A 13,568-nucleotide genomic window follows, 5' to 3' on the forward strand; every position below is an offset into this window, starting at 1 on the left:
GGCTCTCCAGGGCCCGGCTCAGTCGAGCAGGCGCAGGTCCAGCACCGGTACCACGCGGAGCCAGTCGTCCTCGCCGTGCTCGGCGGCGAGCGGCGCCGCCCACTCCTCGACGGCGGATCGCAGCATCTCCCAGCTCGACGCGTGCTCGCGGGCGTAGGTCGTCAGGAACGCCGCGGCGTCGTCCGGGGAGCGCACCGTGGCGATCGCGCGCACGTCCCGGCGTCGTCCGGTCGAGACGAGCACCCGGGGCTCGGCCAGGACGTTGCGGTACCACTGGGACCGCGGGCCGAGGCCCGAGACCACCACGAGATGGTCGGGCGCGGGCCGTCCGGACACCTCGAGCACGACCTGGCGCAGCTGGCCCGACGTCCGGCCCCGATGCTGCACCAGCACCATCCGCTCGCCCAGCAGGGCACCGAGACCTGCCCGGTAGAAGCCGATGGGGGCACGCACGAACCAGCGGACGCGCAGCAGCCGCGAGACGAGATCCATGCCGCCCACGGTAGTGCGCGGGCGAACCCGGCAGGCGGCGGAGCACGGTCCTACGATGGCGTCGTGCCTGTGCACGATCCATCGGCCGACGACGTCGTCGGCACACCGGACAGGTCCGTGCGCCCGAGCCCCTGGGTGACGGACGTCGTCCTGGCGCTCGGCACGGCGCTCGTCCTCGCCCTGGTCGTGCTGGTGGCCCCGGCCCGATCGGACGTCGGGCCCGCCGGCTCGGACGTCGGGGCCTTCCTGTTCGCGGCCGGGTTCGGTGCCCTGGTCCTGCTGCGTCGTCGCGCGCCGCGGACGATGCTCGCCCTGACCGCGCTGGCACTGGGGGCGCACCTCCTGCTCGGCCATCCGCCGGCAGGGTCCGTGCTGCCGGCCACCACGGCGCTGTGCGCGGCGGCCGCCCAGGGCCGGACCCGGTGGGCGATCGGCACCGCCGCGCTGCTGGTGACCGCGGCGACCGCGGCGGGTTTCCGCGCGGGAAGCCCTGCGGGTGGCTGGGCAGGCGGCTGGGCGGGCGGCTGGGTGGGTCCGGAGGCCGAACGCGGGGCGGGCGGCGCCGCCTTCTCCGTCGACCTGCTGGTGGCCAACGTCGCGCTCGCGACCGCCGCCGTCGCGCTGGGCGTCGCGATCCGCCTCACCGGCGACGAGCGGCGGCGCACGGCGCGACTGCGATCGCTGCACGCCGACGACGCAGCCTCCGCCGTCGACCGGCACCGTGCCGACCTGCTGCTCGCCGAACAGCTGCGCATCGCACGCGACCTGCACGACGTCGTCGCCCACAACCTGGCCGTGGCGGCCCTGCACACCGGCGTGGCGGCCGAGGCGGTCGGGCGGGACGACGACGCCGCCCGGACGGCGCTCCGTCACGTCCGGGAGGCGACGTCGGGCACCCTGCACGAGCTGCGCGCCACCGTCCGGGTGCTGCGCGAGCCGGAACCGGCCGGCCACGCGGTCGGCGGGCGGGACACCCTGCCGGCGATCACCGGACCGGTGGGGCTGTCGATGCTGGTGGAGCCCGCCCGCAGCGCAGGCGTCGAGGTGAACACCTGGGTGGACGTCCCCGCGGGGAGCATCGACGCCGTCGTCGACGCGGCAGCCTACCGGATCGTGCAGGAGTCGTTGTCCAACGTGGTGCGGCACGCGGGCGCGGGCCACGCCGTCGTGCGGCTCGTCGTCGCCGACGGGCGGCTGCGGGTCACGGTGTCCGACGACGGCCGGGGAGCTCCACCCGGCGCTCCGGACGGGCCCGGGATCGCCGCCGTCCGGCAGCGCGCCACCCTCCTGGGTGGCTCGCTCGTCGCCCAGGCTCGCGTGGACGGCGGGTTCGCCGTCGTCGCGGACCTCCCGACCCGGCTCGGCGAGCCCGAGCCGGCGGTCGCGCGACCGTTCCCGACCTCGGACCGCCGGTAGGACGTCGCGGGGGAGGCCGACGGGTCAGTGCCCGCCGGCGGCGAGGAACACGATCCCGGCCGCGACGGCACCGACGACGGTGCCGAAGCAGAGCAGCGCACCGATGATCCGCAGCGGGGACGGGCGGGCGATGACGACGGGCCCCTTCGGCTCGCCCGGGCCGGCGTCCGCCGGCCGTGCGGCGTCCTGCGAGGTGCCGGCCACGAGGCGCAGGCCGAGGGCGAACAGCGCGGGGATGCCCGCACCGACGATCAGGCCGGCCACGACGACCTGTCCGAGAGCGGTCCAGTCGATGCTCACTTGGCGTCTCCCTGGGAGGGTCCGGAGATGGCGGAGACGACGGCGGCGCGGCGCTCCTCGACGACGGGGCCGACCTGCGGCTCACCGGCTTCGCCGGTGGTGGGCACCTCGACCTTGAGACGGGCGCCCTTGGCCTCGTCCCACTCCTCGTTGACGTTGCTGTGGTCGACGGGCTTGCGGCGCGAGGCCATCCAGATCGTGAAGGCCACACCGACCAGCAGCGCGAGCACGATCAGGGTGCCGAGCGCACCGCCGACGCCGTGCTGGATCCAGAAGCAGACCGCACCGACGATGCCCGCGGCCGGGAGCGTCAGACCCCAGGCGGCCAGCATGCGTCCCGCGACGCCCCAGCGCACCGTCGCGCCGGGCATGCCCACCCCGGAACCGAGGATCGAGCCGGTGGCGACGTGCGTCGTCGACAGCGAGAAGCCGAAGTGGCTGGAGAGCAGGATGACGGCGGCCGACGACGTCTCCGCGGCCATGCCCTGCCGCGAGTCGATCTCCACCAGGCCCTTGCCGAGGGTGCGGATGATGCGCCATCCGCCCAGGTAGGTGCCGAGCGCCATGAAGAACGCGCAGGAGATGATCACCCAGAACGGCACGCTGGAGTCGGCGGGGACGGCGCCCGCCGTGATCAGGGCGAGCAGGATGATGCCCATCGACTTCTGGGCGTCGTTGGTGCCGTGCGCGAGGGAGACCAGCGACGCGGAGCCGACCTGGCCCCAGCGGAACCCGCGGGTCGTGACGTCCTGCGCGACGCCCTTGGTGAGGCGGGCGACGAGGAACGTGCCGACGGCGGCGACGCCGATCGCGATGACGGGGGCGAGCAGTGCCGGCGCGAGCACCTTGGACACCACGCCGGACCAGATGACCCCGTCGGTGCCGACCGCTGCCAGGACCGCGCCGATCACACCGCCGACGAGCGCGTGCGACGAGCTGGACGGCAGGCCCAGCAACCAGGTCAGCAGGTTCCACACGATGCCTCCCACGAGGCCGGCGAAGACGACCTCCAGGGTGATGGCGCCCGCGTCGACCAGGCCCTTGGCGATGGTCGCCGCCACGGCCAACGACAGGAAGGCGCCCGCCATGTTGAGCACGGCGGACAGCAGGACAGCCACCTTGGGCTTGAGTGCGCGCGTCGCGATGGATGTAGCCATCGCGTTGCCCGTGTCGTGGAACCCGTTCGTGAAGTCGAAGGCGAGTGCGGTCACGACGACGAGCACCAGGAGAAGCGTCTCGGTCACGTCGACCATGGTGAGCCCTTCGGGAAACACCGGATAGACGTATGCCGAGGTCGGGGACAATTATTCCAGTGCTGTTCACCTGTTGTTCATCTTGCCTGCCCGGCATGCCCGACTCATGCTGACGAGATCGCTGCGGGCGGGTCACTCCGGCGGTCGCGCGGCGGGCCGGAGCAGCGGCGGGTCGATGAGCGCCGGCACGGGGCCGCCGCCGTCGCCGAGAGCGCCCGCAGGACGGACGACCGGGCGCGCGGCGCGGTAGAGCGCGGCGGGGCGGCCGGTCCCTCCGGCCGTCGTCCGGCCGGTCTCCTCGAGCAGCCCCGGCGTCCCGGTGGCCTTGCGCGAGAAGTTGCGGGGGTCGAGCCGGACGCCCCACACGGCCTCGTACACGCGGCGCAGGTCGGTGACGGTGAACTCGTCGGCGCAGAACGCGGTGCCGAGCGCCGAGTACTCGAGCTTGGAGCGGGTGCGCTCCACGCCGTCGGCCAGGATCCGCGCATGGTCGAAGGCGAGCACCGCCCGCGCTGCGCCCTGCCCCGACCCCACGCCCCCGTCCGCGCTCTTCCTCGGCAGCACCTCGGCCACGGGCCGCCAGGCGGCGGCCGCGGCGTCCGACCCGGCCTCGACGACGCCGAAGTGCGGCGCGGCCAGCAGGTACGCCACCGACAGCACGGGCCCGCGCGGGTCGCGGTCGAGCGGGCCGTAGGTGCGGAGCTGCTCCAGGTGGCCGGGGGGTGTCACGCCCGTCTCCTCGGCGAGCTCGCGGGTCGCCGCGTCCACCAGCCCCTCCCCCGGCAGCACGAACCCGCCGGGCAGCGCGAGCGCGCCGCGGAACGGCTCGACGGCGCGCTCGACGAGCAGCACCTGGAGGGCGTCGTCGCGGACGGTGAGCGCCACGACGTCGACCGTGACGGGCAGTGACGCGGCGGCGGGCGGGACGGTGGGCGGGACGCGGCTCATGCCACCCACCCTACTTCTTTGATGTCAGGTTGACGATAACAACCGGTACGGCTTATCGTCGTCACGACGACAACTAATCGTCACTTCGACAAAAAGAGGAGCACGTCATGGCCACCGTCCGCACCTACCCCTGGGTCCGCCACTTCCTGGGAACCCCCACCGGCCACGTCGTGCACCTGCGCCGCGGCCGGGTCGCCCACGAGGGCGTCGGCCAGGCGTTCTGGTTCCGGCCCACCACCTCCGTGCTCAGCGAGGTCCCCGTCGACGACCAGGAGCTGCCCGTCTTCTTCCACGCGGCCACGGCCGACCACCAGGACGTCACCGTCCAGGCGGGCGTCACCTACCGGTACGTCGACCCCGTCGTCGTGTCGCAACGGCTCGACTTCGCCGTGGACCCGCACGACGGCAGCACCTCGGCGACCGGCCGCGACCAGGTCACGACGATCGTCGGCCGGCTCGCGCAGAGCCACGCCACCGACCTGCTCGCCACCATGACGCTGGCCGAGTCGATGACCGCCGGCATCGCCCGGGTCCGGGCGCTGCTCGTCGAGGCCCTGCCGGCCGACCCCCGCCTGGCCGCCACCGGGATCGCCGTGCTCGGCGTCCAGGTGCTCGCCGTCCGCCCCGAGAAGGACGTCGAGCGAGCCCTCCAGACCCCGGCCCGCGAGCACGTGCAGGCCGAGGCCGACCGTGCCACCTACGAACGGCGGGCCCTCGCCGTCGAGCGGGAACGCACCATCGCCGAGAACGAGCTCGCCAGCGAGATCGAGCTCGCCACCCGCCGCGAGCGCCTCGTGGAGCAGCAGGGCGCCAACGCGCGCCGGGAGGCGGAGGAGAAGGCCGCCGCCGCCCTGGTCGACACGCGCTCCAGCGTCGAGCGGTCGCGCCTGACCAGCGAGGCGAAGGCCGCGCAGGTCCGCGAGATCGGTGCGGCGGAGGCGGCCGCCGAGCAGGCCCGCATGGAGGTGTACGCCCGGGCCGGGCAGGAGACGCTGCGGGCGCTCGCCCTGCGGGACGCCGCCCGGTCGCTGCCGAGCGTGCAGAACCTCACCGTCACCCCCGACCTGGTGTCGGGCGTGCTGGGCACGCTGGTCGGCGGGGCGACGGGTGCCGCGAGCGCCCGGACGGAGCGCTGAGATGCTGCGCCGCCGAGCCGTCGTCGTGCACCGGCGCACCGAGCTGGACGAGCTCCTCGACCGGCACGGGACGCGCGGGCAGGCCGAGTTCTTCCTGCGCTCGCGCGGGCGGACGCTGGACGACGTCCAGGACCGGCACGACGGCCTCGCCGCGGCGCGTGACGCCGTGGCCGCGGCGCTGCCGGCCGACTGGGCGCGGGCCGACGTCGAGCGGGCGGACCTGCCGCGGTTCCTCGTCGCGCCGGAGGACGTCGTGGTGGTCGTGGGCCAGGACGGCCTCGTGGCGAACGTCGCGAAGTACCTGCACGGCCAGCCGGTGGTGGGCGTGGACCCGGAGCCGGGCGTGAACGCGGGCGTGCTCGTGCGGCACTCGGTGACGGCGGCCACCGCGCTGCTGCGCGGGCTCGACGGTCCGGTCCCCGACGGCGCCGCGGCCCCCGACCGGGCGGCGATGCTGCCCCTCGACGCGCTCACGACCGTGCGCGCCGACCTCGACGACGGCCAGCACCTCACCGCCCTCAACGAGGTGTTCGTCGGGCACCCGTCGCACCAGAGCGCCCGCTACACGCTGCGGTGCGCGGCGGGCACGGAGCGGCAGTCGTCGTCGGGGTTGATCGTCGCCACGGGCACGGGCGCCACCGGCTGGTGGGCGTCGCTGGCCCACGACCGCGGCGGGCGTGCGGCCCCCCGCCGCGACGAGGACCGCCTGGGCTGGTTCGTCCGCGAGGCGTGGCCCTCGCCGGCCACCGGCGCGCGGCTCACCGAGGGCACCGTGGAGGCGGGCGACGACGTCGAGGTGACCGTCGCGTCCGACGGGCTCGTGGTGTTCGGCGACGGCATGGAGGACGACCGGCTCGTCGCCCGGTGGGGCCAGCGCGTCACCGTGCGCCGCGGGGAGGAGCCGCTGCGGCTCGTGCGGCCCTGACCCCGCGACGGCCCGTCAGTCCGTGGCCGACAGGCCGAGCACGTCGAGGATCCAGGCGTGCTCGAAGGCGATCTCCTCCCAGCGGGCGTACCGCCCGGACACCCCGCCGTGGCCGGCGGACATCTCGATCTTCAGCAGCGCCGGGGCGCCCGCGGCCCGCAGGCGGGCCACCCACTTCGCGGGCTCCACGTACAGCACCCGGGTGTCGTTCAACGACGTCACCGCGAGGATCCGCGGATAGTGGGCCGCGTCGTCGGGCACGTTCTCGTACGGCGTGTACGACCGCATGTACTCGTACACCGCGGGGTCCGCGAGCGGGTTGCCCCACTCCTCCCACTCGACCACCGTCAGGGGCAGCGACGGGTCGAGGATCGACGTCAGCGCGTCCACGAAGGGCACCCCGGCCAGCACGCCGGCGAACATCTCCGGCGCGAGGTTCGCCACCGCGCCCATGAGCAGCCCGCCCGCGCTGCCGCCGTCGGCCACCATGCGCTGCGGGCTCGTCCACCCGGCGTCGACCAGGTGGTGCGCGCACGCGACGAAGTCGGTGAACGTGTTGCGCTTGTGCTCCATCCGGCCCTGCTCGTACCAGGTGCGGCCCATCTCGCCGCCTCCCCGCACGTGCGCGACGGCGAACACGACCCCGCGGTCCAGCAGCGACAGCCGCGGCACCGAGAAGTACGGGTCCATGCTGACCTCGTAGGCGCCGTAGCCGTAGAGCAGCAGCGGGGCCGGGTCGGCCCCCGTCCCGTGGGCGTCGAGCGTGACCGCGTCACGTCGCCACACCAGGGATATCGGCACCCGGGTGCCGTCCGACGCCGTCGCCCACTCGCGCCGCTGCACGTAGTCGGCCGGGTCGAACCCGCCCAGGACGGGCTGCTGGCGGCGCAGGGTCCGCTCCCCCGAGGCCAGATCGACGTCGAACACCGCGGGCGGCGTCACGAACGACGTGCCGGTGACCCGCACCGACGGCGCCTCGAACACGGGGTTCGCCCCGAGCGCGGCGCTGTGCAGCGGCTCGTCGAACACCATCTCCTGCGGCGTCCACGCCTCGCCCGGGGTGAGGTCCGCCAGCCCGACGACGGCGACGCGCGGCGTGGCGTCCCGGCGCAGGCCCAGCACGACGTGCGTGGCGAACGCGTCGACGCTCTCCAGACGGACCTGCGGGTCGTGCGGGACGACGACGCGGGCGTCCGCGGGGTCGGCGGGCCCGGCACCCGGGGCCGGCACGTCCAGGGTGACGAGCTCGAAGTTCTGCGCGCCGTCGTTGTGCAGCGCCAGCAGCACCTCGCCGACGCCGGGGAGCACGGCGGGCTCGACGGTGTACTCGACGCCCTCGCGCCGGGTCCACACGCACCGCAGCTCACCGGTGGGGTCGTCCGCCTCGAGGAGCCACGACTCGCTGGTCGTCTTCGACCCCAGCTCGATCTGCACGAACCGCTGCGAGCGCGACAGCCCGACACCCACCCAGAACCGCTCGTCCGGCTCCTCGAGGACGAGGACGTCGGCGGAGGCGGGGGTGCCGATCTCGTGGCGCCACACGCGGTACGGACGCCACGCGTCGTCCACGGTCGGGTAGAAGACGTAGCGGCCGTCCGGCGTGACGGTCGCGCCGGGGAACGTGTTCTCCACCTCGTCGGGCAGGTCCTCGCCCGTCGTGAGGTCGCGCACGCGCAGCGTGTACCGCTCGTCACCCGTGGTGTCGACGGCGTGGACGAGGAGCCGGCCGTCGCCCGGCGTCACGGCGAACGACCCGAGGGAGAAGAACTCGTGCCCCTGCGCCTCGACGTTCTCGTCCAGGAGCACCTGCTCGCCGGGCGGCGTCTCGCCGGGCTCGATCGTCGGCGGGGTCCAGTCGTCCGGGTCCGTCACCGGGACGCGGGCGTGCAGCGGGTACTGCTTGCCCTCCTCGGTGCGGGAGTAGTACCAGTGGTCGTCGTGCCGCGTCGGGACCGACAGGTCGGTCTCCAGCGTGCGCTGCTTGATCTCGGTGAACACCTGGCGGCGCAGCGGCGCGAGGTGGGCGACCTGCGCCTGCGTCCACGCGTTCTCCGCCTCCAGGTGCGCCAGGACGTCGGGCGACTCCTTGGCGCGCAACCACTCGTAGTCGTCCACGAACGTGTGGCCGTGGTGCGTGCGCTCCGTCGGGCGCTTCGGCGCGACCGGCGCGGTCACGGCCGTGCTCGGGCGAGCTGCCCCGGGCGCAGCCCCGGGCGCAGCCTCGGGTGCGGTCTCGGGTGCGGTCTCGGGTGCGGTCTCGGGTGCGGTCTCGGGTGCGGTCTCGGGTGCGGCAGCGGTCTCGGGAGGTGTGGCGGCGTCGTGCACCCGGCCAGCGTACGGGCAACGCCGTCGGGGCGCGGGGACGACGTCGTCCCCTCCCCCACGGCGGCGCCGAGGTCACGGCTTGGCAACGGTTTGACACCGGCCCGACGACGATCTGGCCGGTAGGCCCGTCGCCCAGGCGTCGATTCGGCATCGACACGGCGAGTGTGACCCGTCGGTGTCATCCACGTCACATCACCTGGATACACTGCCCGGCACGTCGACACCGCCGTGTCGTCAAGGGGGCGTTAAGCACCTCTGACCCATGAGCGGTGGCGACGTCGACCGGTCCGAACCGGTCGCCTGACCTTGAACCGACGGAGGACCACGTCCGATGACAGCGGACCGACCCACCACCGCGAGCAGGCTGCGCCGCACCTTGGCGGCGATCGCCCTCGCGCTGCTCCCGGCGATGCTCGTCGCACCACCAGCGACGGCGAGCACCACCGACACGCCCTGCGAACCCGACAGCGAGACCGCCTGCGTCCTCGCGATGGTGCTGACCGAGGACAACGACCCGGTCGGGGACGTCGCGCTCACCGTGACCGGGGGCGACTTCACCGCCGACCTGGTCACGAACGCCGACGACCCCGTCTCCGTCGCCGTCCCCGGGACGGGCACCTACACCGTGACCATCGACCCGGCGACGCTGCCCGACGACCAGCCCCTGCCCGACGGCGCCTCGGACGAGGTCCAGGTCAGGGCGCAGACCGGCGGCAACGCCCGCGCGGTCTTCCGGGTCGGCGCCGGCGCCGAGGTCGAGTCCTCGCCCGCCCAGGGCGCCGAGGCAACCGACGGAGCCACCACCGACCCCGGCGCGACCGACACCGGCGCCGCCGACGGCGAGGGCGTGGGCGCCGCACCCGAGGGTGACGCCTCCGAACGAGCCTTCTCCCTCGGGCAGGTCTGGCAGCAGATCGGCTCGGGCCTGCGGTTCGGCCTCCTGCTCGCCCTGGCGTCGATCGGGCTGAACCTCATCTTCGGCACCACCGGGCTGTCGAACTTCGCCCACGGCGAGCAGTTCGCGCTCGGTGCCGCGGTCGGGTTCATCACCATCAACCAGATGGGGATGCCGATCTGGCTCGGGGGGATCCTGACGATCTTCATCTGCTCGCTCACCGGCCTGGCGCAGGACGCCGGGATCTGGCGGCCGCTGCGCCGCCGCGGCGTGCCCGTCATGCAGCTGATGATCGTCTCGATCGGCCTGTCGATCACCCTGCAGTACGTCATCCAGATGTTCATCGGCGGCGGCTCGGAACGCATCCTCACCCGCAACCCGCAGCCGCTCACCCTCGCCGGCATCACGCTGAGCACGGCCTCGTGGATCTCCATGGCCGTCGCCCTCGTCTGCATCGTCGGGATCGCCTGGTTCCTCACCCGGACCCGCATCGGCCGGGCGACCCGTGCCGTCTCGGACAACCCGGCGCTCGCGTCGGCCACCGGCATCGACCCCGACAAGATCGTCCGCATCGTGTGGGTCATGGCGACCGGCTTCGCGGCCCTCGCCGGGCTCATGTGGGGCATCTCGTTCGGGGCCTTCAACTGGCAGCTCGGCGTGCAGCTCCTGCTGCTGATGTTCGCCGCGGTCACGCTCGGCGGTCTCGGGACCGCCTTCGGGGCGCTCGTCGGCTCCATCCTCATCGGGCTCGTCGTCGAGCTGTCCAACCTCGTGATCCCCAGCGACCTGCGCTACGCGTCAGCCCTGGTGATCCTCATCCTCGTGCTCCTGTTCCGACCTCAGGGCATCCTCGGCCGCCGCGAGCGGGTCGGCTGAAAGGAGTCGCATCATGGAAGAATTCCTCCGCATCCTGATCCAGTCGGCCGGCGAGCTGCTCGCCCCGACCACGGCGGCGTACGCGGTCGCCGCCATCGGCCTCAACCTGCACTTCGGGTACACCGGACTGCTCAACATGGGCCAGGCGGGCTTCATGCTCCTCGGCGCCTACGGCTTCGGCATCACGCTCGTCACCGGCGGACCGTTCTGGCTCGCCCTCCTCGTCGCGATCGGGGCGGGCGTGCTGTTCGCGCTCGTGCTCGGCATGCCGACGCTGCAGCTGCGCGGCGACTACCTGGCCATCGTCACCATCTCCGCGGCGGAGATCATCCGCTGGTTCGGCCGCTCCACGGTCTGGCAGGAGTGGACCGGTGGCGCCTCCGGGCTCCAGGGCCGTGACTACAAGCAGCCGTTCCACGACCTCTCGCCGCTGCCGGACGGCCGCTTCGCGCTGGGTCCGTTCGAGTACATCAACACCGGCTCCGACTCCTGGTGGACGCGCATCTTCGCCTGGAGCGTCGTCGCGCTCGTGCTGGTGTTCGTGTGGCTCATCACCCGCAGCCCGTGGGGACGCGTCCTCAAGGGCATCCGCGAGGACGAGGACGCGGTGCGCGCCCTCGGCAAGAACGTCTACTCCTACAAGCTGCAGGCGCTCGTCATCGGTGGCGCGATCGGTGCGCTGGGTGGCGTGATCTACGCCCTGCCGCTCGCCATCGCCCCCGACGCGATGGGACGCACGATGACGTTCTTCGTGTGGACCATCCTCCTGCTCGGTGGCGCGGCCACGGTCTTCGGCCCGGTGCTCGGGTCGATGATCTTCTTCAGCGCGTACATGCTGATGCGCACCGGCATGCGGGCCCTGGCGGAGAACACCGCCATCGGCGACGTCATCACCACCACCAACGTCGAGCAGATCGGCGGCATGCTCGTCGGTGTCACGCTCATGGTGCTGGTGATCTTCCGTCCGCAGGGCATCCTCGGGAACAAGAAGGAGCTGGCGTTCAATGTCCGATGACACCACCACCGCCGCGCCCGCACCCACCGTGCCCGCGGCGCACGACCTGCGGGACGTCGCCCGGACCCCCGGCGCCCCCAAGCCCGAACCCATCCTCGTGGCCGACCACGTCGTGCGCCGCTTCGGCGGCATGACCGCCGTCGACGTCGACCACCTCGAGGTGCAGAAGGGGGTCATCACGGCCCTCATCGGGCCGAACGGCGCCGGCAAGACGACGTTCTTCAACCTGCTCACCGGCTTCGACACGCCCAACAGCGGCGAGTGGAGCTTCCAGGGACGGTCGCTGTCCGGCAAGAGCGCAGCCGCCGTCGCCAAGTCCGGCATGGTCCGCACGTTCCAGCTCACCAAGGCGCTCTCGCGCCTCACCGTGCTGCAGAACATGCTGCTCGCGTCGCCGTCGAACCCGGGCGAGAAGCTCGGGCTCTCGTGGCTGCCGTTCCTGTGGACGAAGCACGAGGCGGCGTCCACCGAGAAGGCCATGGAGATCCTGGCCCGGTTCAAGCTCGCCGACAAGGCCCAGGACTACGCGGGCTCGCTGTCGGGAGGCCAGCGCAAGCTGCTGGAGATGGCGCGCGCCCTCATGACCGACCCGACCATCATCATGCTCGACGAGCCGATGGCGGGCGTGAACCCCGCGCTCGTGCAGTCGCTGCTGGGCCACGTCCAGGCGCTGCGCGACGAGGGCATGACCGTGCTGTTCGTCGAGCACGACATGCACGCCGTCCGGCACATCTCCGACTGGGTCGTCGTCATGGCCGAGGGGCGCATCGTCGCCGAGGGACCGCCCACGACCGTCATGAAGGACCAGGCCGTGGTCGACGCCTACCTCGGCGCGCACCACGACACCGACCTCGGGGACGACTCCCTGCTCGATCCCGAGGTGCTGGCCCGGCTCGAGGCCGAGGAGGAGAAGCGATGAGCCAGACGACCACCGCACCCGAGGAGCTGTCCGCCGCGGGAGTGCCCCGCAAGGACCTCCTGCTGCACGCGGACAACCTCGTGGCCGGCTACCTGCCCGGGGTGAACATCCTGGACGGCTGCTCCCTCGAGGTCGCCAAGGGCGAGCTCGTCGGCATCATCGGCCCCAACGGCGCCGGGAAGTCGACCCTGCTCAAGGCCCTGTTCGGCCTGGTGAAGATCCACTCCGGCACGGTCACGCTCGAGGGCGAGGACATCACCAACCGCAAGGCCAACCAGCTCGTCGCGCGCGGCGTCGGCTTCGTGCCCCAGACCAACAACGTGTTCCCCTCGCTGACCGTCGAGGAGAACATGCGGATGGGCACCTACCTGCGGCCGAAGACGTTCACCGAACGCTGGAAGTTCATCGGGGACCTCTTCCCGGTGCTGCACGACCGGCGGACCCAGCGGGCCGGTGCGATGTCCGGCGGAGAGCGGCAGATGGTCGCGATGGCCCGGGCGCTCATGATGAACCCGTCCGTGCTGCTCCTCGACGAACCGTCCGCGGGGCTCTCCCCGGTACGGCAGGACGAGACGTTCCTGCGCACCCGCATGATCAACAAGGCCGGTGTCTCGGTCATCATGGTCGAGCAGAACGCCCGCCGCTGCCTGCAGATCTGCGACCGCGGCTACGTGCTCGACCAGGGCCGCGATGCCTACACCGGCACCGGCCGTGAGCTGCAGGCGGACCCGAAGGTCATCTCGCTGTACCTCGGCACCCTCGCCGAGGACGTCGACGAGGCCGACGCCGAGGCCGAGCGGGTCGAGGCTGCCGAGGAGGTCGCCCGCGAGGACGAGGCTCGCGCGGCGAGCACCGCACCGGGCAAGGACACGCCGAGCTAGCCGCTCGCACGGTCGGCTGCGCCGACCGACCACCAGCGACGACGGCGGCCCCGGGATTCCGGGGCCGCCGTCGTCGTGCGCCCAGTGTCGGTCACGGAGGCCGGGCAGCGTCGCGGCGGCCATCGACGTCGCCCTGCAGCGCGTACGACGGTCCCCGGCCGGAGGACTGCAGGTGGCGTCGGCGCCG

12 protein-coding genes are annotated in these 13,568 nt (G+C 73.1%); 7 read left to right on the top strand and 5 right to left on the bottom strand.

What is annotated here, in order from left to right:
* Positions 1-18: 18 nt before the first annotated feature.
* Positions 19-492: a nitroreductase family deazaflavin-dependent oxidoreductase gene (locus ACNHYB_RS10475; protein WP_418275286.1), complete on the bottom strand. Its 474-nt coding sequence runs from the start codon at positions 490-492 to the stop codon at positions 19-21.
* 63 nt (positions 493-555) lie between these two features.
* On the opposite strand from ACNHYB_RS10475, the gene ACNHYB_RS10480 reads away from it, so the two are divergent.
* Positions 556-1,908, top strand: a complete 1,353-nt coding sequence (locus ACNHYB_RS10480) for a sensor histidine kinase (RefSeq protein ID WP_418275287.1) — start codon at positions 556-558, stop codon at positions 1,906-1,908.
* Positions 1,909-1,932: 24 nt separating this feature from the next.
* On the opposite strand, the gene ACNHYB_RS10485 is transcribed toward ACNHYB_RS10480, so the two are convergent.
* The 3 genes from ACNHYB_RS10485 to ACNHYB_RS10495 all read right to left on the bottom strand — a co-directional run bounded on the left by ACNHYB_RS10485 (position 1,933) and on the right by ACNHYB_RS10495 (position 4,409).
* Positions 1,933-2,208 carry a hypothetical protein gene (locus tag ACNHYB_RS10485; protein ID WP_418275288.1) on the bottom strand — a complete coding sequence of 92 codons (276 nt, stop codon included), beginning with the start codon at positions 2,206-2,208 and terminating at the stop codon, positions 1,933-1,935.
* On the bottom strand, positions 2,205-3,461 hold the full coding sequence (locus ACNHYB_RS10490; RefSeq protein WP_418275289.1) for an inorganic phosphate transporter: 1,257 nt from the start codon (positions 3,459-3,461) through the stop codon (positions 2,205-2,207). Before ACNHYB_RS10490 ends, ACNHYB_RS10485 begins: the two co-directional genes overlap by 4 nt.
* Positions 3,462-3,593: 132 nt before the next feature.
* A complete protein-coding gene (locus tag ACNHYB_RS10495; RefSeq protein ID WP_418275290.1) occupies positions 3,594-4,409 on the bottom strand; it encodes an NUDIX hydrolase in 816 nt (271 codons plus the stop codon).
* A gap of 107 nt (positions 4,410-4,516) precedes the next feature.
* Here ACNHYB_RS10495 and ACNHYB_RS10500 point away from each other — a divergent pair, with 107 nt between their 5' ends.
* Both ACNHYB_RS10500 and ACNHYB_RS10505 read left to right on the top strand, forming a co-directional pair.
* Positions 4,517-5,545 carry an SPFH domain-containing protein gene (locus ACNHYB_RS10500; protein WP_418275291.1) on the top strand — a complete coding sequence of 343 codons (1,029 nt, stop codon included), beginning with the start codon at positions 4,517-4,519 and terminating at the stop codon, positions 5,543-5,545.
* Between the two features lies 1 nt (position 5,546).
* Positions 5,547-6,470, top strand: coding sequence for a hypothetical protein (locus tag ACNHYB_RS10505; RefSeq protein ID WP_418275292.1), 924 nt, complete (start codon positions 5,547-5,549; stop codon positions 6,468-6,470).
* Between the two features lie 15 nt (positions 6,471-6,485).
* Here the strand turns inward: ACNHYB_RS10505 and ACNHYB_RS10510 are convergent, their stop codons facing one another.
* Positions 6,486-8,645: a S9 family peptidase gene (locus ACNHYB_RS10510; protein ID WP_418278028.1), complete on the bottom strand. Its 2,160-nt coding sequence runs from the start codon at positions 8,643-8,645 to the stop codon at positions 6,486-6,488.
* A 481-nt stretch (positions 8,646-9,126) separates the two neighbouring features.
* Here ACNHYB_RS10510 and ACNHYB_RS10515 point away from each other — a divergent pair, with 481 nt between their 5' ends.
* From ACNHYB_RS10515 to ACNHYB_RS10530, 4 genes are read left to right on the top strand one after another with little or no spacing between them, the layout of a single operon-like run.
* Positions 9,127-10,566, top strand: coding sequence for a branched-chain amino acid ABC transporter permease (locus ACNHYB_RS10515; RefSeq protein WP_418275293.1), 1,440 nt, complete (start codon positions 9,127-9,129; stop codon positions 10,564-10,566).
* Between the two features lie 13 nt (positions 10,567-10,579).
* Positions 10,580-11,581: a branched-chain amino acid ABC transporter permease gene (locus ACNHYB_RS10520; protein ID WP_418275294.1), complete on the top strand. Its 1,002-nt coding sequence runs from the start codon at positions 10,580-10,582 to the stop codon at positions 11,579-11,581.
* The gene (locus ACNHYB_RS10525) at positions 11,571-12,500 is read left to right on the top strand and encodes an ABC transporter ATP-binding protein (RefSeq protein ID WP_418275295.1); all 930 of its coding nucleotides are present in this window, start codon (positions 11,571-11,573) and stop codon (positions 12,498-12,500) included. Before ACNHYB_RS10520 ends, ACNHYB_RS10525 begins: the two co-directional genes overlap by 11 nt.
* Positions 12,497-13,381: an ABC transporter ATP-binding protein gene (locus ACNHYB_RS10530; protein ID WP_418275296.1), complete on the top strand. Its 885-nt coding sequence runs from the start codon at positions 12,497-12,499 to the stop codon at positions 13,379-13,381. The genes ACNHYB_RS10525 and ACNHYB_RS10530 overlap by 4 nt, the downstream gene beginning before the upstream one ends.
* The last annotated feature ends 187 nt before the right edge of the window (positions 13,382-13,568 follow it).

The organism is Isoptericola jiangsuensis (genome assembly GCF_048320105.1).
Classification (GTDB): Bacteria; Actinomycetota; Actinomycetes; order Actinomycetales; family Cellulomonadaceae; genus Isoptericola; species Isoptericola jiangsuensis_A.

Coding starts and splice junctions, on each gene's coding strand:
- ACNHYB_RS10490 (WP_418275289.1), bottom strand. CDS start 3,461: ATGGTCGACGTGACCGAGACGCTTCTCCTGGTGCTCGTCGTCGTGACC.
- ACNHYB_RS10500 (WP_418275291.1), top strand. CDS start 4,517: ATGGCCACCGTCCGCACCTACCCCTGGGTCCGCCACTTCCTGGGAACC.
- ACNHYB_RS10525 (WP_418275295.1), top strand. CDS start 11,571: ATGTCCGATGACACCACCACCGCCGCGCCCGCACCCACCGTGCCCGCG.
- ACNHYB_RS10505 (WP_418275292.1), top strand. CDS start 5,547: ATGCTGCGCCGCCGAGCCGTCGTCGTGCACCGGCGCACCGAGCTGGAC.
- ACNHYB_RS10520 (WP_418275294.1), top strand. CDS start 10,580: ATGGAAGAATTCCTCCGCATCCTGATCCAGTCGGCCGGCGAGCTGCTC.
- ACNHYB_RS10495 (WP_418275290.1), bottom strand. CDS start 4,409: ATGAGCCGCGTCCCGCCCACCGTCCCGCCCGCCGCCGCGTCACTGCCC.
- ACNHYB_RS10530 (WP_418275296.1), top strand. CDS start 12,497: ATGAGCCAGACGACCACCGCACCCGAGGAGCTGTCCGCCGCGGGAGTG.
- ACNHYB_RS10515 (WP_418275293.1), top strand. CDS start 9,127: ATGACAGCGGACCGACCCACCACCGCGAGCAGGCTGCGCCGCACCTTG.
- ACNHYB_RS10475 (WP_418275286.1), bottom strand. CDS start 492: ATGGATCTCGTCTCGCGGCTGCTGCGCGTCCGCTGGTTCGTGCGTGCC.